Here is a 26,532-nt window from a genome sequence, read left to right as displayed (position 1 = left end):
ACAAAGCTCCACAGCCTTGCCCGTTGACGACAGATTGCGGTTTCTTCGCGGGGCGATTTGGGCTTTAGCAGGGCAAGCTACAAGCCCATGGCAGATTTCCGTGACCCCGCCGCCCACATATTGAGCTTCGCCCAGACGCTGAAGGGCGGGGGAGTCGAGCGCGCGCTGCTGCGCATGGCCGACGGTTGGGCCCGCGCCGGACGGCGGGTGACGCTCGTGATTGGTGAGCCAGGCGGGGCGCTGGCGCATGAGCTTCCCGACGGAGTGGCGGTGCATTCGCTGGGCAACACCGCCTATCGGGCATTGTTCGCCCTTCCGGATATCGTCCGCGCGCTCCGTCCCGACATCGTCTTCTGCCCTGGCAACCACTACACCGGCGCGGCCTGGTGGTTGCGGCGGCGGCTGCGCGGCGCGTGCCCCCCGATCGTCGGCAAGGTCTCGAACGCGCTGGTCCGTCCCGATCTGCCGCGCGGTGCCGGTGTTGCCTACCGCGCTTGGCTGCGCATGCACCCTTCGTTTCTCGACGCGGTCGTCGCGATGACCCCGGCGATGGCGGAGGAGGCCGCGCGCACAATGGGCCTGCCGCCGGGGCGACTGGCGGTCATTGCCAATCCTCCGGCGCTGCCAATTCCCAATGCGGTACTGCCGCCGATCCCCGAGGGGCGCTTCATCCTCGGCGTGGGCCGACTCGCGCCCCAAAAGCGCTGGGAGCGACTGATCGCAGCGGTGCCGCGCCTCCACGATGCCGAGGTCAAGCTCGTGCTGCTTGGCGAGGGCGAGGAGCGCGCGCAACTCGAACGACTTGTCGAGCGGCTCGGCCTTTCGGATCGCGTGTCGATGCCCGGCCATGTCCCCGACCCGCTCCCCGCAATCGCGCGCGCCGACGTCGTTGCGCTCACCTCCGAGTTCGAAGGTGTTCCCGGCGTGGTGCGGGAGGCGCTCGCCGCTGGAACGCCAGTGGTCGCAACCGATTCTGAGCGTCGCGATCCATGAGTTGATCGACTGCGCGTCGCGCGGTTCGGTGGTCCCGCCGGGCGACCGCGCGCGGCTGGTCGGCGCGCTCAACCATTGGCTGATGCCGGGGCGTCAGCGACCCGAACCTCTGGTGGAATCCGGGCCGGAGCCGATCGGGGCGTATCTCGATCTGTTCGACCGTCTCGTCGCTCAGCGGGGGCGGTAGCTGACGCCGATCCACAGTGTGCGCGGGCTCGAACGCTCAATCACGCCAGTGCCGCTGACCGCCGTTTCGACCAGGGCATCGGTCAGATTTTCGCCCCGCGCCTCGATCGCCACGGCGCTGGTGATGGGCACGCGCAGCACGGCATCAAACGTCAGCGCATCTCCCAGTGCGCGCAGGTTGAGGTCGTCCTCATACTGCGTCGCGACGTAGCGCGCAGTCGCGGACAAGCTCAGCCGCTCGCCCGAATAGCCAAGATTTGCCGAAATCTGATGCGGCGCGGTCTGGGCGGGCCGCAGCCCGTCGAGCAGCGCGGCGGCTCCCGATGCCTGCACCCGCGCATCGGTGAAAGCCCAGGACGCCCCCGCGCGCCATGGTCCGCTCTGCCAGCCCAGATCGACCTCGACTCCGCGCGATTCGATCGCGTCGAGATTGCGCCGCGCGCGATAGGCACCGCCCGCCGCGACGAACCCGACCCCGGGGAAATTGCCCGGCCCGCTGCCCAGCGTCACATTGCCGATCGCATCGTCGAGCCGATTGAGAAACGCCGTCGCGCGCAGGCTGAGCCCCGTTACGGGGATCAGGTCGATCCCGACCTCCGCCCCGCGCAGCCGCTCGGGCGATAGCAATGGGTTAGCGGCGGTCGCATCGGCTCCGGCACGGAACGGGCGATACAGCTCGTTGAGCGTGGGCAGCCGCCAGCCCGTATAAGCCGCAGCGCGCAGCGTGACGTGGTCGATCGCGCGCACCGCCGCGCCGATCCGCGCGCTGCCCTCCCAGCCGGAGCGGTCGGTATGGCGGGTATCGGTGAGCGGGGTTCCGCCGGCCAGCAACGCCTCGAACAAGCGGCCGTCGCGGATCGCCCAGCGATCCGCGCGTGCGTCGGCGGTGAGGGTCAGGTCGCCGCGCTCGAGGGAAAGGTCGGCGAACAACCCGGCCGTGCTGCTCTCTCCGCCCGCGACCCGTCGGCGCGTCGGACTGCCCGCGACGAAGCTGTAGAGTTCGTTGGTTTGCCCGCTCACCATCCGCAGGTCGCCGCCCGCGCGCAGCGTCCAGCCGGCGCCGACCGGCGGCTCGATCTCGATCCGCAGCCCGCTGCCGCTTGCGGGGACATGCTGGTCGAGCGTCGGGGTCGCCGTGTCACGCGTCGCGCTGATGCTCGCAAAGCCGCTTGAGAAATCGCGATGCTGGAGCCAGCCCGTCGCCGCCCAGCGCCAGCGCCCACTGCCGATCAGGCGCAAGCTGGCGTCCGCACCACGGCTGAGCACCGGGGTGAAATCGGTGCCGCGATCGCGCGAATCGGTGAAGGCGGACAGGTTTGCCTGCAATTCGACCCCCGCCGCGACCGGCGCGACACCGCGCAATGCGATGCCCATCTGCTCATAGGGGGCCGCACGATCCGCCGCGCCACGCTGGCCCGCGACGATCGGCACAAATCCGTCGCCGCGCGCGAATTGTATCGCCCCCGTCAGTTCGCCGCCGCCGCGCTTCGCGCCGCCGGTCGCGACCAGTTCGACCGAGTCGCGGCTGCCATAAAAGCCGGTCAGCGCCACCGGCCCCAGCGTCGCCGCATCGGCGCTGAACAGCTCGACCGTCCCGGCAAGCGCGCCCGCGCCATGATAGCCGCTCCCCCCCCGCGCGTGACGCGCACCCGCGCCAGCCGCTGTGGGAGCGTGGCGGGGAAGGGGACCCAGCCGCCGAACGGATCCGCCTGCGGCACGCCGTCGAGCAACAGAAGCGCGCGGCTCGATGCATTGCCCCCGATACCGCGCAGGCTGATTCCCTGCGCCGTCGGATGCGCCGAGCGCGAATCGGCGCGGCGGAACTGCGCCACCCCGGCGACATCGCGCAGTGCATCTTCGAGCCGTCCCGACGCGCTGTCGGTCAGCCGGTCGCGGTCGATCTCGACCGTCGCCAGAGCCGCCTCGCCCGGCGGCGCGTCGAGCCCGCGCCCGACTACTACTACCTCCTGCGCGGCGGCGGGGAGGGGCAGGGCAAGGAGTAGCAAAGGGGCCGCGCCCCTCATGCCGGCTTGGCTCGCTCCGGGCTGGCCGCGACAAAGGCGTCGAGCCCGCACGCCGCCGCATCGGCCGCCAGCAGCGTGGGGAAGGCGTCGAGCGGCACGTCGAACCGCCGCGCATTATACATCTGCGGCACCAGCATCACGTCCGCAATCCCCGGTGCAGTTCCGCCCAGGAACGGTCCGGCCCGCGCCGTCGCCTCCAGCGCGGTAAACCCCTCGACAATCCAGTGACGATACCAGTCGGCCTTGCCCCCCTCGTCCGCGCTGAACCGCGCCTCAAGTGCCTTCAGCACGCGCAGATTGTTGAGTGGGTGGATGTCGGCGGCAATCAGCAGCGCCTGTGCCATCGCATCGGCGCGCGCAAGCGGGTCGACCGGGATCAGCCGCGGCTGCGGATAGGTCGCGTCGAGCCATTCGATAATCGCGAGGCTTTGAGTCAGGATACGCCCGCCGCCGATATCGAGTGCGGGCACGAACCCCTGCGGGTTGCGTGCCAGATGCGCGTCGCTGCGCTGTGCCCCCTCGACCAGATGCACCTCGCGCCGCTCATGCGGCACGTCCTTGAGATTGAGCGCGATTCGCACGCGATACGCGGCGCTGGACCGGAAATAATCGTAGAGGATCACGCTGTGTTGCCTTCTTCCTTGGGGTCGGGCGGCGGGGTGGCGTCGTCTGAGCCGTATCCGGCCGCGACCGCCTGTTCCGACCGCCGTTCCAGCGCGACCTTGATCATCGCCACGATCGGATCGGCGAGCGCGAGGCCGAGAAAGCCGAACAACGTGCTCATCAGGATCTGCGATGACACGGTGAGCGCCGGGGGCATGTCCACGGTCCGCTTCGCGACCAGCGGCAGCAGCACATAGCCGTCGAACGTCTGCACCCCGAAATAGATGGCGATCGCCCACAGCCCTTCGGTCGGCCCTGCGCTGAATCCCACCGCGACCATCAATACGCCCGAGATGAACGCGCCGATATTGGGAATGAAGGCGAGCATCCCGGTGATGATGCCGAGCAGCAGCGCCATCGGCACGCCGACCACTTCGAGCAAGACCCAGGTGATGAAGCCTTCGAACACCATGCCGAGCAGGCGTCCGGCGAGCAGGATGCGCATCGTCCGCGCCATCCGCGCCAGCGTGATCGCGAACTGGTCGCGCGACGCCATAGGAACCATCCATTGCAACCCGCGCTCATAGATTCGCGGCTCCATCGCCACGAACAGCCCGATGACGAGGACGAGGAAGAAGCTCCCGATCGCCCCGATCGCGCCGCCGATAAATGAGGTCAGGCGCCCGACCGATCCCAATGCCTGTTGGGCAAGGCCAGTCAGGTCCGAAGCGGCGGGCATGATGCCAAGCTCGCTCAGCCAGGCGCTGATCCGCAGCGCCTGTGCCTCCAGCGTCGCGCGGAGCTGTTCGGCCTGCGCGGCGATCTCGACCCCGGTCAAATAGATCACCCCGCCGATGAACGCGACCACCCCGATCACCACAATCGTCAGCGCCAGCCCGCGCGGGATCGGCATCGCGCGACGGATGAGCCGCGCGCCCCCGTCCAGCATCGACGCCACGACCAGCCCGGCAAAGATCAGCAGCAGCGGCTGGATCAACAGCACCACCAGCGCTGCTGCGATGGCGAGTCCGAACCACACCGACGCGCGGCGCAGTTCGGCGCGCATCACCGGATCGCGCATCTCGTTGGGGCCGGGGGCCTGGGTCACGTTCACGGATTCGTCGGCGGCACTCGCCATCAACTCATTCCTCCGGTCGGTCGGGGTGCAGCGAATTTCCCGCGCGTCCCGATCGGAACGATCCTGCCCAACTCAACGGGTTCCAGCTTGCGCTGCCGTCGAGACTGAAGGTGATAAACTCCGCGCGCCCGCCGATATTCTCGATCGGCACCGCGCCGCCCAGCCCCTGCTGGGCCTGGGTCATGCGGCTGTCCGCGCTGTTGTCGCGATTGTCGCCCATCAGCCAGACATGGCCGGCCGGGATCCGCAGCGCCGGGAAATTGTCGGCGCGGGTCGGGCCGATGTCGATGGTATCGTAGCTTGCGCCATTGGGCAGCGTTTCGCGGACAATCTCGACATTGCACACCGCCGCGCCCGATGCGTCGCGGCCCAGCGCGCCGGGATAATGGTCGGGATCGCAGGTCAGATTGCCGTCGACCTTGAGCGCGCGATTGCCCAGCTTCTCGCGCTGCACCGCTCGCCCGTTGAGATAGAGGATGCCGCCATGCATCTCGATGGTGTCGCCGGGCAGGCCGATCACCCGCTTGATATAGTCCGACCGCGCATCGGTGGGGGTCACAATGACGACGTCGCCGCGCTCGGGCAGGCTGCCGAACAGCCGTCCCTTCATGAATGGCAGGACATGGAAGGTCGGGGTGACATAGCTGTATCCATAGGGATATTTTGTCACCACCAGCCGGTCGCCGACCAGCAAGGTCGGCATCATCGACTCCGACGGGATGTAGAAGGGCTTGGCGATCAGGCTGTGGAATCCCAGCACCGCGATCACCAGCCAGAAGATGCCGCGCGCCTCGCTCCACCAGTCGGTGCCGCCGCGCCCTTGGTCTCCCTCGCCCGTCAACGCCAGCTCCTCGGCCATTCCGTCTCTCTCACCCGCCCGATACGGGCAGCGCTTCGATCACCACCAGCGCCTGCGCCCAGGGGTGGTCGTCGGTCAGCGTCAAGTGCACCTTCACGACGTGACCCGGTGGCGTCATCGCGTCAAGCCGCGCCTTGGCACCGCGGGTCAGGGCCAGTGTCGGCGCGCCGGACGGTGCATTCACCACGCCGATGTCGCGCATGAACACGCCAGACTTGAAACCGGTCCCGACCGCCTTCGAAAAAGCCTCTTTGGCAGCAAAACGTTTCGCGAGCGTTGCGGCATAGCCCATCGGCCGCCGCGCCGCCTTGCGCAGCTCGAGTTCGGTAAACACCCGCTTCTCGAACCGCATGCCGAACCGGTCCAGCGAATTCTGGATTCGCTCGATGTTGCACAGGTCAGAGCCGATGCCGATGATCACGGCGCATTTGTCCCGATCTGGCGATCGGGAGTGCGGCACCAGCCCGCTCCCCCCACCCGGCCACCCATTCCAGAATATCCTGCCGATGGGTGGCCGGGTGGGAGCGGGCTGGTGCCGCTGCGCCGTCAGGCGCAAAAAGCTTCACCGCGCCGCATCCATCAGGTCGCGCATCCGCCTCACGACCGGGGCCAGCCCCTCGAAGATCGCCTCGCCGATCAGGAAATGCCCGATATTCAACTCCGCCAGCTGCGGGATCGCCGCGATCGGCACGACATTGTCGAACGTCAGGCCATGCCCGGCATGCACCTCGATCCCGTTCTTCGCCGCCAGCGCTGCGGCGTCGGCGATGCGGCGCAGTTCGGTGGTCTGCGCCTCGCCCTCCAGCTCGCAATAGCGACCGGTGTGCAGTTCGACGACCGGCGCGCCCAGCCGGATCGCCGCTTCGATCTGCGCGGGATCGGGTTCGATAAACAGCGACACGCGGATATTCGCGGCCTTCAGCTCGGACACCATCGGCGCCAGCAGATTATGCTGCCCCGCCGCGTCCAGACCGCCCTCGGTCGTCCGCTCCTCGCGCCGTTCGGGTACGATGCACGCCGCATGCGGGCGATGGCGCAGCGCGATGGCGAGCATCTCGTCGGTCGCCGCCATTTCCAGATTGAGCGGGACGGTCAGCTCCGCCGCAAGCCGGGCGATATCATCATCGGTGATGTGCCGCCGGTCCTCGCGCAGATGTGCCGTGATCCCGTCCGCCCCGGCCTCAGCCGCGAGCAATGCCGCGCGCACCGGATCGGGATAGCCGCTTCCGCGTGCATTGCGCACCGTGGCGACGTGATCGATGTTCACGCCAAGGCGGAGGTGTTGGGTCACGCCGCCGCCCGGCTGCCGGGCTTGATCGCCGGGATTGCCGCCAGCTCGGGCGGAACCGCGTCGGCATCATAACTCGGCACATCGAGCCGGATCAGCGGGAAGAAGGGGACGCCAAGGTCGGCGGTGCCGTTCGACCGGTCGACCAGCGACGCCGCCGCGATCACCTCGCCGCCCGCTTCGGCAATCGCCTTCATCGCCTCACGCGACGAAAGCCCGGTGGTGACGACATCCTCCATCATCAGCACCTGCTGCCCCGGCTCCAGCCGGAAACCGCGTCGCAGCTCAAAGGTACCGGTGGGTCGCTCGACGAACATTGCGTCGACATTGAGTGCGCGCGCGACTTCCTGCCCCGCAATGACCCCACCCATCGCCGGGGAGACGACTGCAGTAATCCGGTCGCGCAGCTCTGCGGGAATTTTTGCCGCCACCGCCTGTGCCAGCCGCGCCGCGCGCGCCGGGTTCATTAACACGCGCGCGCATTGCAGGTAACGCGGGCTGCGCAGTCCCGACGACAGGATGAAATGCCCCTCCAGCAGCGCCTCTGCCGCCCGGAATTCGCCCAGCACCTCGTCGTCGGTCACGCGTCCATCCCCGCCTGATTGTTTCGCCCCGCATCTAGGGTTCGGGCGGGTTCCCCGCAACACCGCGACCAAAAAGAGGATTCGACAAGCTTGAGGCGCGCGCGCAGGTGCTATAGGCCAGCCTCGACGGGCGGATTGCGTCCGCGCGACCGGCAGAGCCGGCGCCCCCGCACAGGGGCAAGAAGGACAGGGGTTGATTGAGACGATGCGCATGCATGGATTGAAGGCGATCGTGCTGGCTGCGGGCCTGGCGCTCGCCGGGGGCATGGCCCAGGCACAGACCGCGCCAGAGGCGCCGGCAGCCACCGCGCCGGTGACGGCTGCGACGCCGGGGGTCGCGCCCGCTGCGGCCGCTCCCGCCGATGCTGCGGCTCCGGCTGCGCCCGCAGTGGCCGACCCGACGCTCAACGCTGACGGTACGCCCAAGACCGCGCCGGTTCCCGGTATCGGCCTTCCCGTGGACGGAAAGCTGGGCATCCAGCCGCAGGTGACGGCGCTCGGTGCCAGCGCGGCGCATTTCCATGACTGGATTTTGCTGCCGATCATCACCCTGATCTCGATCTTCGTCCTCGCGCTGCTCGCCTGGACGATCATCCGCTACCGTCGCAAGGCGAATCCGGTACCGTCGAAGACCAGCCACAACACGATGATCGAGATCGTGTGGACTGCGGTGCCGGTGCTGATCCTTGCCTTCATCGCCTGGCCGTCGATCGCGCTGCTCGCCAAGCAGTTCAAGCCCGCGCCCGACAATGCCGTGACGATCAAGGCAATCGGCAACCAATGGTACTGGTCCTACGAATATCCCGACCATGGCGGCATTTCGATCACCGCCAACATGCTCAAGGAAAAGAGCGAGGTTCAGCCCGGTCAGCGCTTCCGCACCGACGCGGACGGCCCGCGCCTGCTGGCCGCCGACAACCGCGTCATCGTGCCGGTCGGCACGCCGATCCGCCTGATCGCGACTGCCAACGACGTGATCCATAGCTGGGCGATCCCTGCATTCTGGATCAAGATCGACGCGATCCCGGGCCGCCTCAACGAAACCAGCTTCACCGTCGAGAAGCCGGGCGTCTATTTCGGCCAGTGCAGCGAGCTGTGCGGTGCGCGCCATGCGTACATGCCGATCGTCGTCGAAGCGGTCAGCCCCGAAGTCTTCGCGCAGTGGATCGCGGCCAAGGGCGGGACGATGCCCGCCGCGAAGACGCCGTCGGCCGCCGCCCCGGCCCAGCCGGGCAGCGACGCCGCCGACGACACAGCGACTCCGGCGAACGGCATCGTCCCCGCCGGCAACGACACCGTCGACGCGACCGCCGCGGGCGCCACCACCAATCAAGCCGCCACCGGCAACACGGACAATTGAGCATGACCGACGCAGCACGCGACGCGCACGCCTTTCAGGCGCATGACGACCATCACCACGACGCGGACCACAAGCCCGGATTTTTCGCGCGCTGGTTCCTGTCGACCAACCACAAGGACATCGGCACGCTGTACCTGATCTTCGCGATCGTCGCGGGGATCATCGGCGGCGGCATTTCGGGCATCATGCGCCTTGAGCTGGCCGAACCGGGCATCCAGCATCTCGGCTGGATCGCGGAGATCGTTCATGGCGGTCCGCAGACCTTCGACGAGTCGCTGCACTTCTGGAACGTGCTGATCACCGCGCACGGCCTGATCATGGTGTTCTTCATGGTCATGCCCGCCATGATCGGCGGCTTCGGCAACTGGTTCGTTCCGATCATGATCGGCGCGCCGGACATGGCGTTCCCGCGCATGAACAACTTGTCCTTCTGGCTGCTCGTCCCGGCCTTCCTGCTGCTGCTCGCCTCGCCCTTCTTCGGCGGCGGCGCGGGCGTGGGCTGGACGGTCTATGCCCCGCTCTCGACCTATGGCGAGCCGGGGCCGGCAGTCGACATGGCGATCCTCTCGCTCCACCTTGCGGGCGCCAGCTCGATCCTGGGCGCGATCAACTTCATCACCACCATCTTCAACATGCGCGCGCCGGGCATGACCCTGCACAAGATGCCGCTGTTCGTGTGGTCGGTGCTGATCACCGCTTTCCTGCTGCTGCTCGCGCTGCCGGTTCTAGCCGCCGCGATCACGATGCTGCTGACCGATCGCAACTTCGGCACCACCTTCTACGATCCCGCCGGCGGCGGCGATCCGGTGCTGTACCAGCATCTCTTCTGGTTCTTCGGCCACCCCGAAGTGTACATCATGATCCTGCCGGGCTTCGGCATCGTCAGCCAGATCGTCGCGACCTTCAGCCGCAAGCCGGTGTTCGGCTATCTCGGCATGGCCTACGCCATGGTCGCGATCGGCGTGGTCGGCTTCGTCGTCTGGGCGCACCACATGTTCACGACGGGCATGAGCGTGAACGTGAAGATGTACTTCACCGCCGCCACCATGATCATCGCGGTGCCGACCGGCATCAAGATCTTCAGCTGGATCGCGACGATGTGGGGCGGGTCGATGAGCTTCAAGACCCCGATGGTCTGGGCGATCGGCTTCATCTTCCTGTTCACCGTGGGCGGCGTCACCGGCGTGGTGCTCGCGAATGGCGGCGTCGACGATTACATGCACGACACCTATTATGTGGTCGCGCACTTCCACTACGTCCTCTCGCTGGGCGCGGTGTTCGGCCTGTTCGCCGGCTTCTACTATTGGTTCCCGAAGATGTCGGGCCGGATGTACAGCGAACTGCTGGGGCAGCTGCACTTCTGGGTGTTCTTCGTCGGCGTGAACGTGCTGTTCTTCCCGCAGCACTTCCTGGGCCTTCAGGGCATGCCGCGCCGCTACCCGGACTATCCGGACGCCTATGCGTACTGGAACGAGATCTCCAGCTGGGGCTATGCGATCATGCTGGTCGGTATGGCGATCTTCTTCATCAACCTGTTCTGGTCGCTGTTCGCGGGCAAGCCCGCCCCCGACAATCCCTGGGGCGAAGGTGCCACGACGCTGGAATGGACCCTGTCCAGCCCGCCGCCGTTCCACCAGTTCGAAACCCTGCCGGTGATCGACGACGACAAGCATCACTGAGCTGTCGAACGGCTGAACTACGAAACGCCCCGGGAGGAAACTTCCGGGGCGTTTTTTGTGATGGATTTGCCCCGAGAGCCGATTAACTACGGCTGTTCAAGATTGGGGGCTTCGACAATGCAGGATGTCGAGTTAGATCTAATCCGTTCAATGCTGCGTCGAGCTGAAACTCTGCATAAGGAATTGGGTCGAACATACGGCCGTGATCTCCACAATAAGACCATCAGTCATGACGCGCTGAATCTCACTCATGAGATAATCGAAAAATGCTCCAATGCTCTCGACCAGGCGATGGCGCTGCTTTGGCAGCGGAATATAAAGCCACATCTGTCGAAAGTTCCAACGAGAGGGGGTTATTTTCCGGCGGCGAAAGATGAGAACGGGTATCGCTCGACTATGGGCCAGTGGGGCGTAGCCAACTTGGCTGCTCTAAATCCGACAATCGACGCGAAGTTGCGGCAGCTCCAGCCGTTTGCTCGATCCGAGAACAGCATTTATGCACGCATCAAAGAGATCGCAGCAACAAAGCACACCGGTCTCCAGCCTCAACGAAGGTATGAACAACAAAGTCGCGTGAATGTCATTTCGGGCGCAGGTCAGGTGTCGTGGGGGCCGGGAGTGACGTTCGGCCACGGGGTGTCTGTGCTGGGAGTGCCGATCGATCCGCGAACTCAGATGCCTGCACATACGCAGGGCATTGACGTGACGATCGAGCATTGGGTCAGTTTCCATTTCGAGAAAGGTGGCGAGGATGCCCTTGGCTTCTGCCAAGCTGCAATCGTTGCAGCTCGCCGAGCGATAGGTGTAATGTTCGATTAGGCGCTGCCACCCTCGCCACCACACCCTTCCCCCGCGCCCCAACCGCGCCTATAGCGCCCCACAAATGTCCGTTGCCAACCACGCCCTGACCATCCCCGCCGACTGGCGCGATTTCCTTGCGTTGACCAAGCCGCGCGTGATGAGTCTCGTCGTGTTCACCGGCCTGTGCGGCATGATCGCGGCCCCGGTGCCGATCCACCCGGTGATCGGCTTCACCGCGATCCTGTGCATCGCATTGGGCGCGGGCGCGGCGGGGGCGCTCAACCAGTGGTATGAGGCGGATCTCGACGCCAAGATGAAGCGGACGCAGAGCCGTCCGCTGCCCGCCGGGCGGATGGATCGCCAGTCGGCGCTCCATTTCGGCGTCGGCGTCGCCGCGCTCTCGGTCATCCTGATGGGCCTCGCGGTCAATTATGTCGCGGCCGGCATCCTGCTGCTGTCGATCCTGTTCTACGTGCTGGTCTATACCGTCTGGCTCAAGCGGCGGACGCCGCAGAATATCGTGATCGGCGGCGCGGCGGGGGCGTTTCCGCCGCTGATCGGCTGGGCGGCGGCGACCGGCGATGTCGCGTTGCTCCCGGTGCTGCTGTTCGGCCTCGTCTTCCTGTGGACCCCGCCGCATTTCTGGGCACTGGCCCTGTTCGTGAAGACCGACTACGCCAATGCCGGCGTCCCGATGCTGCCCGTGGTGGCGGGGGAAAAGGCGACGCGGGTCCAGATCGGCCTCTACACGATTCCCATGGCGGTCGCGGCGGTCGCGCCCTGGCCGCTCGGCCTGACCGGGAGCCTCTATGGCGTGGTCTCGATCGCCACGACCGCGCTGTTCGGCCTGCTCGCGCTCCATGTCGCGACGCGCATGGCTAGCGACGACGACACGATGAAGCCCGAAAAGCGTCTGTTCGCCTATTCGATCTCCTACCTGTTCATATTGTTCGGCGCGGTTGCCGCCGATAGGATGATGGCATGACCCCCGACGACCAAGAGCTGATCCGCGCCCGCCAGAAGTCGCGCGCCCGCGTGCTCGCCATTCTGTTGTTCGCGTTCGTGGTCCTCGTCTTCGCGATCAGCATCGTGAAGATTCAGGCCGGCATGCCGCTGAGGGCGACATGATCGTCGCGCTGCCACAGGATCGGAAACTGCGCACCGCGATGTTCGCGGTGCTGGGCGTGCTGGCGATGACCGGCCTCGCCTTTGCCAGCGTGCCGCTCTACCGCCTCTTCTGTCAGGTCACCGGCTTTGGCGGCACCACGATGCGCGCCGACGCGGCTCCAGGCGCGGTGGACGGCAAGATCACCGTCGCGTTCGATTCCAATGTCAGCCCCGCGCTGAGCTGGAAGTTCAAGCCCGAGCTGGCGTCCGACACCATCTCGATCGGCGCGCGCGACATGGCCTTCTACACCGCGACCAACAGCGGCACCGTGCCGATCACCGGCACCGCGACCTACAACGTCACGCCCGAGGCGGCGGGCAAATATTTCAGCAAGATCCAGTGTTTCTGCTTCACCGAGCAGACGCTTCAGCCGGGCGAGACGGTGCGGATGCCGGTGATCTATTTCGTCGATCCGAAGATCATGACCGATCCGGATACGAAGGACATTGAGAAGATCACCCTCTCCTACACATTTTACCCAGTGGATTCCGCCAAGCCCAAGGGCTAGGGAAGCCGACGAATAACGCCAGAAACGAACAGGGACGGACGATGGCAGGCGCCAAGAACCACGATTTCCACATTCTCCCGCCCAGCCCGTGGCCGCTGCTGACGTCGCTCGCCGCTTTGTGGCTGGCGGTCGGCGGCCTCATGTACATGAAGGAAGCCGCGCATGGCGGCTGGGTGCTGCTCTCGGGCTTCGCCGCCGTCCTGTTCTGCATGATGTCGTGGTGGGTCGAAGTGGTGCGTGAGGCAAAGGCCGGCGACCACACCCCGGTGGTCCAGCTCCACCTGCGCTACGGCATGATCCTGTTCATCGCGTCGGAAGTGATGTTCTTCGTCGGCTGGTTCTGGGCATGGTTCGACTATGCGCTGTTCCCGGTGGCGATGACCGTCAGCGATCATGGCAGCGTCGTCGATCTGGCGGCGGACGCGGTCGCGGTGTTCCCGGCCAAGGGGCTGGAAGTGCTCCCGGCGTTCGAGTTGCCGCTGCTCAACACCTTCATCCTGCTGCTGTCGGGCACCACGGTGACCTGGGCGCATCACGGCCTGATCCACAATCAGCGCGGCGGTGAACTGAAGGGCCTTTGGGGCGCGATCGGCGTTGGCGAGAATGATGTCGTCAAGAAGGGGCTGTGGCTGACGATCATCCTCGGGCTGATCTTCTCGGGCATCCAGGCGTATGAATATGCCCATGCGCCGTTCGTGTTCGGCAAGACCAACTATTCGTCGGCCTTCTACATGGCGACCGGCTTCCATGGCTTCCACGTGATCGTCGGCACCATCTTCCTGATGGTCTGCCTGCTGCGTGCCTATCAGGGCGATTTCACCCCGCGCCAGCATTTCGGCTTCGAAGCCGCTGCCTGGTACTGGCATTTCGTCGACGTGGTGTGGCTGTTCCTGTTCGTCGCCGTCTATGTCTGGGGCAGCGCGGGTGCGCCGGTCCATGGCGCCTGACGTGAGGCGATGAGCGAGGCACCGCCTCCCATCATCGAGTCGGCAGTGAAGGGGGCGTGTCCGCGGTGCGGCGCGCCCTCGCTGTTTTCCGGCTGGGTGAAGTTCGCCGATCGCTGCCCGAGCTGCGGCCTCGATTACGGCGCGTTCAATGTCGGCGATGGTCCGGCGGCGTTCCTGACGCTGATCGTCGGCGCGATCATCGTGATCCTGTCGGTCTGGCTGGAGCTGTCCGCGTCACCGCCGGTCTGGCTACACCTGCTGATCTGGCCGCCGCTGACATTGTTGCTGGTGGTGTTCAGCCTGCGCTGGGCGAAGGGCGCGCTGCTCGCGCTCGAATATCGCAACGCCGCGCGTGAGGGGCGGCTCAAGGACCCCGAGGCATGAAGTTCCTGCTCGTTCCCACTATGCTGGTCGGCCTCGCCGTCGCGGCGATGATCGGGCTGGGTATCTGGCAGCTCGACCGACGCGGGGAGAAGGAGGCGCTGATCGCCCGCCTCGCCGCCAATCACAACGCACCGCAAATGGCCTTTCCCAGCCCGCCGGTCGGCGACGAATATCTGTTCCGCCGCGCCGGGTTCATGTGTCTGGAAGTCGTAGCCTGGACCGAACAGGCGGGGCGCGACGCCAAGGGCGGCAAGGGCTGGCGCCATCTTGCCGAATGCCGCACCGGGGCAGAGGGGATGACGGTCCGGGTCGATATGGGCGTCACCACCGCCCCCGGCACCACCCCGGCGTGGAAGGGCGGCGCGGTCACCGGCACGATCACCCACGCGCCCGATTCGACGCCGTTGCTCGCCTCGCTGTTCGGCACGCGCCCGCCGCGCAACCTGATGCTCGTCGCCGATGCGCCTGCTGCGGGCCTGTCGGCGAGCGCCTCGCCCGACCCGTCGAGCGTGCCGAACAACCACCTCGCCTATGCAGTACAATGGTTCCTGTTCGCGGGGATCGCTGTGGTGATCTACCTGTTGGCACTTCGTCACCGCGCCCGGCGCGCCACGCCTCCACCCGCGCCACCGAAAAGCTAGACTTTCTTGCCGCACTGCGCTGCGGAAGCTAGTCCCGCGCCCATGCGCTACCAGAGCACCCGCGGCACCGCGCCCGAACTCGATTTCCGTGAAGTCACCCTGGCCGGGCTGGCCAGCGACGGCGGCCTGTACATTCCCGTCGAATGGCCGCGCTTCACCGCCGACCAGATCGCGGACATGGCCGGCCTGTCGTACGTCGAGACGGCGGTGCGCGTCATGGCCCCGTTCGTCGCGGGCAGCCTCAGCGAAGCCGAGCTGCGCGATCTGTGCACCCGCGCCTATGGCCGGTTCAGCCATGATGCGGTAACCCCGCTGGTTCAGCTCGACCACCGCCATTTCCTGCTCGAACTGTTCCACGGCCCCACGCTGGCGTTCAAGGATGTCGCGCTGCAATTGCTCGGCCTGTTGTTCGAAAAGTTCCTGACCGGCACCGACCGCCACCTCACCATCGTCGGCGCGACCAGCGGCGACACCGGGTCGGCGGCGATCGACGCGGTGGCCGGGCGTGAGGGGATCGACATCTTCATGCTCCATCCCAAGGGGGCGGGTCAGCGACGTTCAGCGTCGCCAGATGACCACGGTTCTCGCGCCCAACGTCCACAACATCGCCATCGAAGGCAGCTTCGACGACGCGCAGGCGCTGGTGAAGGCGATGTTCAACGACGCGGACTTTTCGGGCCGCTTCCACGTCACCGCGGTCAATTCGATCAACTGGGCGCGGCTGATGGCGCAGGTCGTCTATTATTTCTACGCCGCCGTCCGCCTTGGCGCCCCGGCGCGTGAAGTGGCGTTCAGCGTCCCCACCGGTAACTTCGGCGACGTGTTCGCCGGCTATGTCGCGGCGAAGATGGGGCTTCCGGTCGCCAAGCTGATCGTCGCGACCAACGTCAACGACATCCTCCACCGCGCATTGTCGAGCGGCGACTATTCGGCCGGCACCGTCACCCCAACCGCCGCGCCGAGCATGGACATTCAGGTCAGCTCGAACTTCGAACGCCTGTTGTTCGACCTGGCCGGGCGCGACGGCCCCCGCGCTCGCCGCGCAAATGGCCGGATTCAGATCGAGCAAGGCGATGCGCCTCACCAACGCCCAGCAACAGGGCGCGGCATCGCTGTTCGCCAGCGACCGGATCGAGGCGGACGACATGTCGCGCGCCATGGCCTGGGCGCATGCCCGCGCGGACGAGATCCTCGACCCCCACACCGCCATCGGCCTCGCCGCCGCGCGCCGGGTCGAGCTCGCGCCGCATATCCCGATCGTCACCCTCGCGACGGCGCACCCGGCCAAGTTCGACGACGCGGTCGAACGCGCCACTGGCATCCGCCCGACTCTGCCCCCGCGCGTCGGCGACCTGTTCGACCGCGAGGAACGCTACGACGTGCTGCCCGCGACGTTCGCGGCGGTCACTGAGTATGTGGCGGCCCGCGCGACGCCCAAATCCTGATCGTCACCCCGGCCCTGTGCCGGGGTCCACTCCGCCTCCCGCGCGAAGCTCGAGGCCGCTTGCGCCGCGCCTGCCTCCCGGTGGACCCCGGAACAAGTCCGGGGTGACGGTTGATTTTTGGCTGCGGACAAGCGCTAAAGGCCCCATGAACCTCATCACCCTCACCGGCGAGCCTTGGGCCGACTACGGCCTTGTCGACTCAGGCCATGGCCGCAAGCTCGAACGCTATGGCGATTACCGCTTCATCCGCCCCGAGCCGCAGGCGATGTGGGCGCCCGCGTCGCCCGACTGGGACGCGCATGGCGAATTCATGCCCGCGCCCGATGACGAAGGCGGCGGGCGCTGGGTGTTCACCAAGCCGGTCCCGCGCGAAGGCTGGCCGCTCGCGTGGAACGAGGCGAAGTTCACCGCCCAGACCACCCCGTTCCGCCATCTCGGCTTCTTCCCCGACATGGCCCCGGTGTGGAGCTGGATGCGCGAACAGACCGCAGGGGGTCGATGCGCCGACGGTGATGAACCTGTTCGGCTATACCGGCGTCGGCACGCTGGCGATGGCGGCAAGGGGCGCGCAGATGGTGCATGTCGATGCGTCGAAGAAATCGGTCGAAGCGGCCAAGGGCAATGCCGCGCTGTCGGGCATGACCGACAAGCCGGTGCGCTGGATCATCGACGACGCCGCCAAGTTCGTCGCGCGTGAGGTGCGCCGCGGCCGCCGCTATGACGGCATCCTGCTCGACCCGCCCAAATATGGCCGCGGCCCGACCGGCGAAGTCTGGCAGCTCGAACGCGACCTCCCCGGCCTGATCGCCGATTGCCGCCAGCTATTGGACGCCGATTCGCGCCTCCTGTTCCTGACCGTTTACGCGATCCGCATGTCCGCGCTGGCGATCGGCGAACTGCTCAACCAGCATTTCGCCGACCTTGGCGGCAAGGTGGAGTGCGGCGAGCTCGGCGTGCGCGAAGAGGCTAGGGGGCTGGTGCTGCCGACCGCGATCTTTGCGCGGTGGAGTCGGTGAAGCCGTAGTGCGAGGAGAGTTGGCAATGGTTGACTGGGACGAACTCGGCACTCTTGACGATGTGGTCGGTGGCTATGAGATTCGGACCGACCCGCTCTGGATCTTGGTCACGACCGCCAAACAAGGTCATATGGGATCGGTTGAAGACATGCGGATTCGCATGGCAAATGGGGCAGTCTATGGTCCAAGTGACATCTATGCACTTGCCCGAAGGTCGGACCGAAAGAATTTCCCCTAACCCCGCCCCATCCGCATCGCCGCCCCCCGCTACGAACGGGCACCCGGCCACCAGCAGCAAGCTCACCGCGCCCAGCAGCTTCACCGCGCTCGGATCATTCCCCATCGCGCCCGCGCCAAAGATCAGCAGCGGCACAGCGAAGGGGAGCATTACCAGCCCCGCCACCGCGCCCGCGCCGCGCAGCCCTGCGGTCAGCGCCGCCGTCGCGACGCCCAAAGCCGCCAGTCCCGGCGTGCCTACAGCCAAACTCACCCCCGCCGCCAGCGCCTGTTCCAGCGAGAGGCCCAGCAACCCGCTCGCCACCGCGCACGCCAGCAGCAGGGCAGGCGCAAAGCCCAGCCAATGCCCGACGATCTTCGCCGCCGCGACGCTCGCGTCGTTCCAGCCGCGCACCGCCAACTGATCCAGCACCCCGCTCTCCAGATCGGGCGCCACCAGCCGCTCGACGGGCAGCAACGCCGCCAGCAACGCCGCCGCCCAGATCACCCCGCCGCCGATCCGCGCCAGCAATTTCGGCTCCGGCCCCACCGCGAACGGAAACAACACGGCCACCAGCAGGAAGAAGGCGATCGGCAGCGTCAGCCCGCCCGCCGCCCACGCCCGGCGCAGTTCGCGCGCGACCAGTGCGCCGAATCCGCTCACGCGCCACCCCCGATCACAATCTCGCCCGCGCCCTGCATCCGGATCGGCAGATGCGTCGCCACCACCGCAATCCCGCCCGCCGCGCGATGCGCCGCGATCAGTCCACCCAGTACCCCGATCGCGCCATGGTCGAGCCCATTGGCCGGCTCGTCGAGCAGCCAGATCGGCGCCCCGCTCGCCACCACCCGCGCAATCCCGACGCGTTTGCGCTGTCCGGTCGACAGCATCCGCACCGGCACCGGAGTGAGATGCAGTAGGCCGACCGCGTCCAGCGCCCCCTCGACCGCATCCCGCCGCCCATCCAGCCCGGCCCAGAAGCGCAGCGCCTCACCCACCGGCAATTCCGGGTCCAGCCCCGCCGCCTCGGCCAGCAATGCGCGCTCCCCCGTCACCGAAACCCGCCCCGCGCTCGCCTTCAGCAACCCCGCGATGATCCGGATCAAACTCGACTTCCCCGCGCCATTCGGCCCGGTCACCAGCGCCCCGCCCCCGGCTCGAGGTTCAGGTCGAGCCCCTCGAACAGCATCCGCCCGCCGCGCGCGCACGCCACGCCCTCCAGCCGGATGCCGCAATCGCTCACGCGACGCTGTCTTCCAGCGCGTGCATATCGTCGTCCGACAGGCCGAAATGATGCCCCACCTCATGCACCACGACATGCGTGACCAGCGCTTCCAGGCTCACGCCCGTCTCGACCCATTCGGCGAGCAGCGGGACGCGGTAGAGGTGGATCGTGTCGGGCTGCGGGATTTCGCCGGGCGCGAAGCCCTGTTTCTCGCCCACCGGCCGCCCCGAATAGAGGCCGGTCAGCTCGAACGGATCCTCCATCCCCATCTCGCGCAGCGTGTCCTCGTCCGCGAAATCCTCCACGATCAGCACGATGTCGGGCAGATGACTGGCGAACGGTTCGGGAATCCGCGCCAGCGCCGCGCGCGCGAGTGCTTCCATCTGTTCGGCACTTGGCGCAAAGGTCTCGGTCACAGCGGTCATGGCCCCGGCTATGCCGCACGGAACTGCGGAGGGGAAGAATGGTCGAACAACTGAGCCAGGCGGAACGCGACGACGCGCTCGAAGGGCTGCCTGAATGGGATCACGACACCGGTCGCGACGCGATCACGCGCAGCTTCACCTTCGACGATTTCAGCCAGGCCTTCGCCTTCATGACGCAGGTCGCGTTGCTCGCCGAAAAGGCCGACCACCACCCCGAATGGTCAAACGTCTGGAACCGCGTCGACATCCTGCTCACCACCCACGACGCCGGCGGCCTGTCCGGCCGCGATATCGACATGGCGAGGGCAATCGACGCGCTAGTGGATTGAACTCCCGTGCTCCTGCCTGCGCAGGAGCACTATAGTCCGACCTTCGCTGCCAGCCATCGCGCGGCCTGATCCGGCGAGCGCTTGTCGGCATCGCGGTCGACCATCAGATTCGCCTCGCGCATCGCCTCCACCGGAATCGCGCCGACCAGCGGGCGCAGCACCGCAGCGAACCGGGAATCCCCGGCTCGATCCGGCGCGACCAGCAGGATCGCGTCATATCCCGGGATCGCCCCCTTGGGATCGTCCAGCACGGTCAACTTGTCCGCCGCGATCCGCCCGTCGGACGAAAAGGCCGGGATCACATCCGCCGTGCCGCTCGCCAGCGCGCGATACATGAAGGTCGGCTGATACGGTCGCGCCGACCGGAAGCGCAGCCCATAGGCATCGCGCACCGCGCGCCATTCGGGCCGCTCCAGAAACTCGACATCGGTGGCCAGGTTCAGCTGCGGCGCCTGCGCGGCAAGGTCGGCCAGCGTCGAAATCCCGCGCCTTGCCGCATCGTCGCCCCGCATCGCAAAGGCATAGGCATTTTCGAACCCCAGCGACCCCAACAGGGTCACGCGGTGCTCGGACTCAACCCACCGACCGACCCCCCGCCACGATCGCATCGCGCGGCGGCACGTCGCGGCGCCCCATCTGGTTGGTCCAGATCGTCCCGGAATAGTCGACATAGACGTCGACATCGCTCGCCGCGAGCGCGCCGAACGCCACCGCTGAGCCCAGCCCCTCGCGATATTCGACGCGATATCCCGCCGCTTCCAGTCGCTGGCCGATCAGCCGGGCGAGGATGAACTGTTCGGAAAAGCCCTTGGCACCCACCACCACCGTCTTGCCGCCCGTCGCCGGAGCCAGCGCGAAGGCGGCGGCACAGAGCGCGGCGAGCAGCGCCCCTGCGCTCATCCGCACCAGCAATGGCTTGCGGTTGCGAATGCCGCCCTCCGCCACCGACAGAATCAAATCGACGCCCAGCGCCAGCGCCGCCGCGCCGATGCACCCGGCCAGCACCAGCGCCCAATTCTGCGTCTGCAATCCGGCAAAGATCAGATCGCCCAGGCTGGGCTGGCCGACCGTGGTGGAGAGTGTCGCCGCGCCGATGGTCCACACTGCTGCGGTGCGGATGCCCGCCATCACCACCGGCGCTGCGATCGGGGCTTCGACCAGCCACAATTTCTGCCGCGCGGTCATCCCCACGCCGTCCGCCGCCTCACGCAGCGCCGGGTCGAGCGTCGTCAGCGCCGTGACCGCGTTCCGCAGCACCGGCAGGATGGCGTACAGCGTCAGCGCAAGCAGGGCGGGGAGAAAGCCGAGCGCGGGCAGCCAGTCGCCAACCACTCCACGCAACGCCAGCAGCACCGGATAGAAGAGCGCGAGCAGCGCGAGCGACGGGATCGTCTGGATCAGGCTCGCCGCGCCCAGCACGACGCGCCCCAGTTGCGGATGCCGCGCCGCCGCGACCGCCAGCGGGAGGCTGATCGCAATCCCCAGCGCCATCGCCGCCATCGCCAGCAGCAAATGGCTCGCCATCAGTTCGGGCACGCGGGCAAAGGCGTCGCTCATCCCTTCAGCGCCTCGAGCGCGTCGGCCTGGGCCATCGGCACTGCGATCAGCGCCTGCGCCTCCGCCCCGCCGCCGCCGCGCGCCAGCACCGTCGGCGTGGCATCGGCGACGATCTGCCCGTCCTGCATCACCAGCACCCGCTCGGCCAGCAACAGTGCCTCGGCCATGTCGTGCGTGACCATCAGGGTGGTGAGGCCAAGCCGGTCGTGCAATGCGCGCACCGCGCGCCCCAGTTCGTCGCGGGTCACGGGATCGAGCGCGCCGAACGGCTCGTCCATCAGCATGAGGCCCGGCTGTGTCGCCAGCGCACGCGCGACGCCGACCCGCTGGCGCTGCCCGCCCGACAGCTGATCGGGCATCCGCTCTGCGACATCCCCGGGCAGGTCGACCAGCGCCAGCAATTCCGCCACCCGCGCTGTTCTGTCGAGCTCACCCGCGATGCGCAGCCCGATCGCGACGTTCTCGGCGACATTCATGTGCGGGAACAGCCCGACATTCTGGAACACATAACCGATCCGGCGGCGCATCAGATGTGGCGCGCCGTCACGTACATCCGCACCGCCGATCGCGACCCGCCCGGTATCGGGTTCGACCAGCCGGTTGATCGTCTTGAGCAGGGTCGACTTGCCCGACCCCGATTGCCCGACCAACGCTACGAAGCTGCCCGCCGCGATCTCCAGCGACACCCCGTCCAGCGCCCGTGTCACGCCATAGCTTTTTGGTCACGCCCGCAAGGGCGACCGAAGGACCGGTTTGCGCTGGCATCGGCGGGCATGATGGGGAATGATCGCGCCAAGGTCAAAACATGGGGGAGTGGGTATGCAGGCGATCTTCATCACCGGGGGCGGATCGGGGATCGGTCGTGCGGTCGCCCGCTACTTCGCGGCGCGTGGCTGGCGGATCGGGCTGGCGGATGTGAGCGAGACGGGGATGGCGGAGACCGCGGCCTTGCTCGGCGATGCGCCGGTGACGACCCACAAGCTCGATGTGCGCGACCGTGCGGCATGGGACGGCGCGCTCGCGGACTTCACGGCGGCGAGCGGCGGGCGGCTCGACGTATTGTTCAACAATGCCGGGATTGGCGTCGGCGGGGTGTTCGCCGATACGCCGGTGGATGAACTGCAACGCTGCGTCGACATCAATCTGATGGGCGTCGTGTGGGGCGCGCATGCCGGGTACAAATATCTGAAAGCCAGCGGGGGCTGCCTGCTCAACACCGCTTCGGCGGCGGGGATCTATGGCACGGGCGGGGTGGCGATCTATTCGGCGACCAAATTCGCGGTGCGCGGCTTCACCGAATCGCTCGACGCCGAATGGGTCGCCGACGGCATCCGTGTGCGGGCATTGCTCCCCAGCTTCATCGACACCGCGATCCTCGACGGGATGCCGGTGGGCAGCAACTCGACGATGCGCGAACGGGTCAAGGCGGCACGGCTGGAATTCACGCCCGTCGAAGAGGCGGCGCGGCTCGCCTGGGAAGCGGTGCATGGCGACCAGCTGCACACCTTGGTCGGCAAGACTGCGCGCCGCATGTGGTTCGCGTCGCGCTTCATGCGCGGGTCGATGCGCAAACAGGCGCGAGGTGGCAAGTGAAGGCCGCGCTGCTCGCCACCGCCGCGCTCGCGCTGACGGGCTGTGCCGGACAGGATCGTCCGCCCAACCCGCAGGACGGTTTCATGCGCGCCATCGCCGCGCATTGTGGCAAGGCCTATGCCGGGCGTGTCGTCACCACCGACGCGGCTGATGCTAGCTTCGCCAGCCAGCCATTGGTGATGCATGTCGCATCCTGCGAATCCGACCGTGTCCGCATCCCCTTCCATGTCGGCGAGGATCGCTCGCGCACTTGGGTGCTTACCCGCACCGCGGACGGCGTTCGGTTGAAGCACGATCACCGGCACAAGGACGGGTCGAGCGACGTGCTGACGATGTACGGTGGCGACACCGCCACGCCCGGCACGGCGGAACGGCAAGACTTCCCGGTCGATGCCGACTCGATCGCGCTGTTCCGCGCCAATGATCGTGCGGTGTCGGTCACCAATGTCTGGGCGATGGAGGTGACGCCGACCCGCTTCGCCTATGAACTGCGCCGCCCCGGCCGCCATTTCCGGGTGGAGTTCGATCTGACCCGGCCGGTCGCGCCGCCGCCGATGCCATGGGGCTGGACCGACTAGGCCCGGATCGTCCCCGCCCAGGCATAGCCGCGCAGCAGTGTCTCGAACCCGAACTCGCGCCCCTGTTCGCGGCTGACATGGCGTAGCGCGACCGGCAGCTCGCGGCGCGGCGTGACGTGGAACCGGGCGAGCCAGCCGAACAGCATGGTGCGCCACCAATGCGGCAACCGCTCCTGCTGCCCGAAATCGACCAGATGCAGCTGCCCGCCCGGTGCCAGCGCGCGTGCGCCCTGCTCGATCGCGCCGACCCAATCGGGGATCATCGACAGCGTGTAGGACAGGAACACCCGGTCGAACCCGTCGCGCCCGAACAGCGCCTGCGGATCAAACGCCGTCGCATCGCCCTGCGCCAGCGTGATCCGGTCGGCCAGCCCGGCCTTCGCCACCTTCACCCGCGCGGTCGCCAGCATCGCTTCGGAAATATCCAGCCCAAAGAAATGCGCCTGCGGCCAGCGCCGCGACGCGACGATCAGGTTGCGCGCGGTGCCGCACCCGACCTCCAGCACCGTCCCGCCCGGCGGGGGCGCGAGCTGCTCGATCAGCCGGTCGCGCCCCAGCAGATAATATTTGCGCGTCGCGTCATAAATGTGCCGCTGCATTGCATAGACGGCGTCCATGCGCCCGGCATGACCGGAATTCGCTGTCACGGCTTGAGGCGATAGAGGTGCACGCCGCCATAAATGGCCGAACGGTCGCGCGCGGTAAAGTCGCGCGACTCCGCCTCTGCATAGTCCCAACGATCGAGGATCGCGTCCGGCACGCGCCCCGGCAACAGGGTCGGCGCGGCGGCGGTCCGGAACAGAACGCGCGCACCCGGTTTAGCCGTCCGCGTCATCGTATCCCACAGCCGCGTCAGCTGCGCATCGGTCATCCAGTCCTGGGCATCGAGCAGGATATAGCGGTCGAGCGACCCGTCCGGCATCGAGTCGAGATACTCGACGAAATTCTGGTGCAGCACCTCGACCCGCTCCGCCCGGTCGCGGACCATGTCGTAATTCGCCGCGCGCAGATAGGGCGGCAGCGGCGCATTCTCGCCCGCGCCATAGCCACGCCCGAATGCCTGCCACGCGAAATAATTGTCCGACAGGTCGAAATCGCAGGCGAGCTTTTCCAGCCGCGCGCGCAGCACCGCGCCGATTCCGCGCGGATCGTCCCCGGCCAGCGCTTCGTACTGCGCGGGCGGGATTCCCAGGCCGAACAAAGACGCCGGCTGGTCGATCAGCCAGCGCACGAACTTCTTGTCGAACACCGGGGCGAGGCGCGTCTCGAAGATCGCGCGCTGCTCCTCGACACTTTTCGCCGCGAGCAATTCGCGCGGGTCGATGCGATAGAGCTTGGCCAGCAGATGCGCCGCGCCAATGAATCCGCCGAGCAGCCCGCGCTTGTAGAAGCCCCCGGCAAAGCCGCGGATCCGCCGCCGCCCGGCCAGGTCGCGGCCCTCCCAGTAGCGCCGCGTCGCATCGTCGAGATGGGGACGCAGCCATTCCTGATACGCCGCGACATTCTCGGGCCGGTTGGCCTGCGCGAAGAATCGATGGAACGTCGCATGATCGGGCAGGTGAATCGCCGCCGCGCGCTTCAGCTTGTTTAGCGCGATATGCGCGGTGTTGAGGTCGACGGCCGTTATCTTCGCCGGGTTCGCGGTCAGGTAGGACAGGACGTTGCACCCGCCGCTCGCGATCGTGACGACATGGCAATCGGGCGTGATCGCCAGCGCCTCCATATCGACCTCGGGGTCTTCCCAGATCTGCGCATAGACCAGCCCCCGGAACGCGAAGGTAAAGGCGCGCTCGAGCAGCCCTTCCTTGCTCAGATGCTCATGGCGGTGGACGGCATTGCGGACAGCCTCGTTGCGCGGCTGGCTGGCAGTTGAACCCATGCGATCGGCTCCCCGGGAAACCGGCTTCCCTCCGGGGCGCGCATATGGTGGTTGCGTGTCAGCTACGTGACCGCCGCCGTAACCGAACCGTCACGGATCAATCCCGGCAATAACCCTCGCCCGGGGCGACGATCAGGCAATCCTTCTTGCCCGCCAGCCACTTCATGCCGGTCGCGTCGCCATCGCCCGCGACCAGCTCGACCCGCGTCTCACCGCGCCGGAACACGATGCCGTCCTCGCTCGCGCGGCCGTCGAATGTCCCTGTATCGCCTTCGTCCAGGCTCCAGCTGTTGGTGATGCGATAGCGGCCCGGTTCGTCGCCCTTGGCGATTTCCAGCACCAACCCCTCGACGCCGACCCATTTGCCGATCCACGCATCGCGCTGCGGCGCCCGTTCGGCCAGTCGGTCGCGCCGGGCCTCGCGCGTCACATTCTGCGCCGCCGCCTCCGCATTGGCGATGGCATTCTCGACTAGGGCCGCCTGCTGATCGTTGCTCAACTCCCCGCCGCATCCGGACAACAACGCCACTGCACCCATCCACAGCAAAAGCCGCACTTGCACCCTCCACAGCTTGAATCGTGCGATCCGGTGTAGCCATCGCCGCGGCGAACGCCTAGAGAGCGCGTCATCCATTCAGCTCAAGGGTCGAACCGCTCTTCCCATGCGTATCGCCATCGCTTCGGACCACGCCGCCATCGACCTCAAGGCGGCGCTTGCCGACTGGTTGCGCGGCGCGGGCCATGACGTCGCCGATCTCGGCCCGGACAGCAACGCCAGCGTCGATTATCCTGATTTCGGCTACAAGCTCGCTTCGGCGATTGCCGACGGCAGTGCGGAACGCGGCATCGCGCTGTGCGGCAGCGGCATCGGCATCTCGATCGCGGTCAACCGCAACCCCGCTGCGCGCTGCGCGCTGGTTTCGGAGCCGCTCTCCGCCACCCTCGCGCGCGAACATAATGATGCGAACGTCATCGCCATGGGCGCCCGGCTGATCGGGGTCGAGATGGCAAAGGCCTGCATCACCGCATTTCTCGCCACCGAATTCGGCGGCGACCGGCACCAGCGCCGCGTGGACAAGCTGACGTCCCCGGCTCTCTGAAGGAC

General features: G+C 67.2%; 29 protein-coding genes and 4 pseudogenes. 17 read left to right on the top strand and 16 right to left on the bottom strand.

Annotation, left to right across the window (positions count from 1 at the left end; all coding sequences use genetic code 11):
• Positions 1-87: 87 nt before the first annotated feature.
• Together LRS12_RS06120 and LRS12_RS06115 are read left to right on the top strand one after the other, a co-directional pair.
• A complete protein-coding gene (locus LRS12_RS06120; RefSeq protein WP_257843787.1) occupies positions 88-993 on the top strand; it encodes a glycosyltransferase in 906 nt (301 codons plus the stop codon).
• A gap of 1 nt (position 994) precedes the next feature.
• Complete coding sequence (locus LRS12_RS06115) at positions 995-1,180, top strand: hypothetical protein (protein WP_257843786.1); 186 nt, start codon at positions 995-997, stop codon at positions 1,178-1,180.
• Here LRS12_RS06115 and LRS12_RS06110 read toward each other — a convergent pair.
• The 8 genes from LRS12_RS06110 to pyrE all read right to left on the bottom strand — a co-directional run bounded on the left by LRS12_RS06110 (position 1,165) and on the right by pyrE (position 7,675).
• On the bottom strand, positions 1,165-2,730 hold the full coding sequence (locus LRS12_RS06110; protein WP_257843785.1) for a TonB-dependent receptor: 1,566 nt from the start codon (positions 2,728-2,730) through the stop codon (positions 1,165-1,167). The two genes, LRS12_RS06115 and LRS12_RS06110, sit on opposite strands and share 16 nt — an antisense overlap.
• A complete protein-coding gene (locus tag LRS12_RS06105; protein WP_257843784.1) occupies positions 2,721-3,203 on the bottom strand; it encodes a TonB-dependent receptor in 483 nt (160 codons plus the stop codon). The genes LRS12_RS06110 and LRS12_RS06105 overlap by 10 nt, the downstream gene beginning before the upstream one ends.
• A complete protein-coding gene (gene maiA, locus LRS12_RS06100) occupies positions 3,200-3,826 on the bottom strand; it encodes a maleylacetoacetate isomerase (protein WP_257843783.1) in 627 nt (208 codons plus the stop codon). Before maiA ends, LRS12_RS06105 begins: the two co-directional genes overlap by 4 nt.
• Positions 3,823-4,944 (bottom strand): AI-2E family transporter, encoded by a 1,122-nt coding sequence (locus LRS12_RS06095; RefSeq protein WP_257843782.1) that lies wholly within the window; start codon positions 4,942-4,944, stop codon positions 3,823-3,825. The genes maiA and LRS12_RS06095 overlap by 4 nt, the downstream gene beginning before the upstream one ends.
• Before the next feature lie 4 nt (positions 4,945-4,948).
• On the bottom strand, positions 4,949-5,803 hold the full coding sequence (lepB, locus tag LRS12_RS06090; protein ID WP_257843781.1) for a signal peptidase I: 855 nt from the start codon (positions 5,801-5,803) through the stop codon (positions 4,949-4,951).
• 10 nt (positions 5,804-5,813) lie between these two features.
• Entirely contained in the window at positions 5,814-6,224 is a 411-nt protein-coding gene (acpS, locus tag LRS12_RS06085; protein ID WP_257843780.1) for a holo-ACP synthase, read from the bottom strand.
• A 141-nt stretch (positions 6,225-6,365) separates the two neighbouring features.
• Entirely contained in the window at positions 6,366-7,094 is a 729-nt protein-coding gene (locus LRS12_RS06080; protein ID WP_257843779.1) for a pyridoxine 5'-phosphate synthase, read from the bottom strand.
• Positions 7,091-7,675 (bottom strand): orotate phosphoribosyltransferase, encoded by a 585-nt coding sequence (gene pyrE / locus LRS12_RS06075; protein ID WP_257843778.1) that lies wholly within the window; start codon positions 7,673-7,675, stop codon positions 7,091-7,093. The genes LRS12_RS06080 and pyrE overlap by 4 nt, the downstream gene beginning before the upstream one ends.
• Positions 7,676-7,886: 211 nt before the next feature.
• On the opposite strand from pyrE, the gene coxB reads away from it, so the two are divergent.
• From coxB to LRS12_RS06020, 11 genes and pseudogenes are all read left to right on the top strand, one after another.
• Positions 7,887-9,035 (top strand): cytochrome c oxidase subunit II, encoded by a 1,149-nt coding sequence (gene coxB, locus LRS12_RS06070; RefSeq protein ID WP_257843777.1) that lies wholly within the window; start codon positions 7,887-7,889, stop codon positions 9,033-9,035.
• A 2-nt stretch (positions 9,036-9,037) separates the two neighbouring features.
• On the top strand, positions 9,038-10,714 hold the full coding sequence (ctaD, locus tag LRS12_RS06065; RefSeq protein WP_257843776.1) for a cytochrome c oxidase subunit I: 1,677 nt from the start codon (positions 9,038-9,040) through the stop codon (positions 10,712-10,714).
• A 117-nt stretch (positions 10,715-10,831) separates the two neighbouring features.
• The gene (locus tag LRS12_RS06060) at positions 10,832-11,533 is read left to right on the top strand and encodes a hypothetical protein (RefSeq protein ID WP_257843775.1); all 702 of its coding nucleotides are present in this window, start codon (positions 10,832-10,834) and stop codon (positions 11,531-11,533) included.
• A gap of 64 nt (positions 11,534-11,597) precedes the next feature.
• Positions 11,598-12,500, top strand: coding sequence for a heme o synthase (locus tag LRS12_RS06055; RefSeq protein ID WP_257843774.1), 903 nt, complete (start codon positions 11,598-11,600; stop codon positions 12,498-12,500).
• Positions 12,497-12,643, top strand: a complete 147-nt coding sequence (locus LRS12_RS06050; RefSeq protein WP_257843773.1) for a hypothetical protein — start codon at positions 12,497-12,499, stop codon at positions 12,641-12,643. The genes LRS12_RS06055 and LRS12_RS06050 overlap by 4 nt, the downstream gene beginning before the upstream one ends.
• The gene (locus LRS12_RS06045) at positions 12,640-13,191 is read left to right on the top strand and encodes a cytochrome c oxidase assembly protein (RefSeq protein ID WP_257843772.1); all 552 of its coding nucleotides are present in this window, start codon (positions 12,640-12,642) and stop codon (positions 13,189-13,191) included. Before LRS12_RS06050 ends, LRS12_RS06045 begins: the two co-directional genes overlap by 4 nt.
• A gap of 41 nt (positions 13,192-13,232) precedes the next feature.
• Entirely contained in the window at positions 13,233-14,138 is a 906-nt protein-coding gene (locus tag LRS12_RS06040; RefSeq protein ID WP_257843771.1) for a cytochrome c oxidase subunit 3, read from the top strand.
• 9 nt (positions 14,139-14,147) lie between these two features.
• Positions 14,148-14,522 carry a DUF983 domain-containing protein gene (locus LRS12_RS06035; protein ID WP_257843770.1) on the top strand — a complete coding sequence of 125 codons (375 nt, stop codon included), beginning with the start codon at positions 14,148-14,150 and terminating at the stop codon, positions 14,520-14,522.
• Positions 14,519-15,163, top strand: coding sequence for an SURF1 family protein (locus LRS12_RS06030; RefSeq protein ID WP_257843769.1), 645 nt, complete (start codon positions 14,519-14,521; stop codon positions 15,161-15,163). The genes LRS12_RS06035 and LRS12_RS06030 overlap by 4 nt, the downstream gene beginning before the upstream one ends.
• A gap of 42 nt (positions 15,164-15,205) precedes the next feature.
• Positions 15,206-16,608: pseudogene (gene thrC / locus LRS12_RS06025) on the top strand (threonine synthase).
• Between the two features lie 145 nt (positions 16,609-16,753).
• A pseudogene (locus LRS12_RS06020) lies at positions 16,754-17,624 on the top strand (class I SAM-dependent methyltransferase).
• Positions 17,625-17,886: 262 nt separating this feature from the next.
• Here LRS12_RS06020 and LRS12_RS06015 read toward each other — a convergent pair.
• The 3 genes and pseudogenes from LRS12_RS06015 to LRS12_RS06005 all read right to left on the bottom strand — a co-directional run.
• Positions 17,887-18,504, bottom strand: a pseudogene (locus LRS12_RS06015) (heme exporter protein CcmB); the annotation flags it as partial.
• Entirely contained in the window at positions 18,501-18,980 is a 480-nt protein-coding gene (gene ccmA, locus LRS12_RS06010; protein WP_374580420.1) for a heme ABC exporter ATP-binding protein CcmA, read from the bottom strand. The pseudogene LRS12_RS06015 and the gene ccmA, both read right to left, overlap by 4 nt.
• Positions 18,981-19,080: 100 nt before the next feature.
• Positions 19,081-19,491 carry a metallopeptidase family protein gene (locus LRS12_RS06005; RefSeq protein ID WP_257843768.1) on the bottom strand — a complete coding sequence of 137 codons (411 nt, stop codon included), beginning with the start codon at positions 19,489-19,491 and terminating at the stop codon, positions 19,081-19,083.
• Positions 19,492-19,529: 38 nt separating this feature from the next.
• Here LRS12_RS06005 and LRS12_RS06000 point away from each other — a divergent pair, with 38 nt between their 5' ends.
• Positions 19,530-19,820 (top strand): 4a-hydroxytetrahydrobiopterin dehydratase, encoded by a 291-nt coding sequence (locus tag LRS12_RS06000; protein ID WP_066660334.1) that lies wholly within the window; start codon positions 19,530-19,532, stop codon positions 19,818-19,820.
• Between the two features lie 29 nt (positions 19,821-19,849).
• Here the strand turns inward: LRS12_RS06000 and LRS12_RS05995 are convergent.
• Both LRS12_RS05995 and LRS12_RS05990 read right to left on the bottom strand, forming a co-directional pair.
• Positions 19,850-21,377, bottom strand: a pseudogene (locus tag LRS12_RS05995) (ABC transporter permease/substrate-binding protein).
• Positions 21,374-22,084, bottom strand: coding sequence for an ATP-binding cassette domain-containing protein (locus LRS12_RS05990; RefSeq protein WP_257843767.1), 711 nt, complete (start codon positions 22,082-22,084; stop codon positions 21,374-21,376). The pseudogene LRS12_RS05995 and the gene LRS12_RS05990 overlap by 4 nt, the downstream one beginning before the upstream one ends.
• Before the next feature lie 112 nt (positions 22,085-22,196).
• Between LRS12_RS05990 and LRS12_RS05985 the strand changes: the two genes are divergently transcribed.
• Together LRS12_RS05985 and LRS12_RS05980 are read left to right on the top strand one after the other, a co-directional pair.
• The gene (locus LRS12_RS05985; protein ID WP_374580416.1) at positions 22,197-22,970 is read left to right on the top strand and encodes an SDR family oxidoreductase; all 774 of its coding nucleotides are present in this window, start codon (positions 22,197-22,199) and stop codon (positions 22,968-22,970) included.
• Positions 22,967-23,548: a hypothetical protein gene (locus tag LRS12_RS05980; RefSeq protein WP_257843765.1), complete on the top strand. Its 582-nt coding sequence runs from the start codon at positions 22,967-22,969 to the stop codon at positions 23,546-23,548. Before LRS12_RS05985 ends, LRS12_RS05980 begins: the two co-directional genes overlap by 4 nt.
• Here the strand turns inward: LRS12_RS05980 and LRS12_RS05975 are convergent.
• The 3 genes from LRS12_RS05975 to LRS12_RS05965 form a co-directional block, all read right to left on the bottom strand.
• Positions 23,545-24,165, bottom strand: coding sequence for a class I SAM-dependent methyltransferase (locus LRS12_RS05975; RefSeq protein ID WP_257845443.1), 621 nt, complete (start codon positions 24,163-24,165; stop codon positions 23,545-23,547). The two genes, LRS12_RS05980 and LRS12_RS05975, sit on opposite strands and share 4 nt — an antisense overlap.
• Positions 24,166-24,191: 26 nt before the next feature.
• Positions 24,192-25,427 carry a DUF3419 family protein gene (locus tag LRS12_RS05970; protein ID WP_257843764.1) on the bottom strand — a complete coding sequence of 412 codons (1,236 nt, stop codon included), beginning with the start codon at positions 25,425-25,427 and terminating at the stop codon, positions 24,192-24,194.
• A 97-nt stretch (positions 25,428-25,524) separates the two neighbouring features.
• Positions 25,525-25,983: a hypothetical protein gene (locus LRS12_RS05965; RefSeq protein WP_257843762.1), complete on the bottom strand. Its 459-nt coding sequence runs from the start codon at positions 25,981-25,983 to the stop codon at positions 25,525-25,527.
• Between the two features lie 106 nt (positions 25,984-26,089).
• Between LRS12_RS05965 and rpiB the strand changes: the two genes are divergently transcribed.
• Positions 26,090-26,527, top strand: a complete 438-nt coding sequence (gene rpiB / locus LRS12_RS05960) for a ribose 5-phosphate isomerase B (protein ID WP_257843760.1) — start codon at positions 26,090-26,092, stop codon at positions 26,525-26,527.
• The last annotated feature ends 5 nt before the right edge of the window (positions 26,528-26,532 follow it).

The organism is Sphingomonas sp. J344 (assembly GCF_024700005.1).
In the GTDB taxonomy this organism is placed as follows: Bacteria; Pseudomonadota; Alphaproteobacteria; order Sphingomonadales; family Sphingomonadaceae; genus Sphingomonas.
This window is presented reverse-complemented; position numbering and strand designations above follow the sequence as displayed.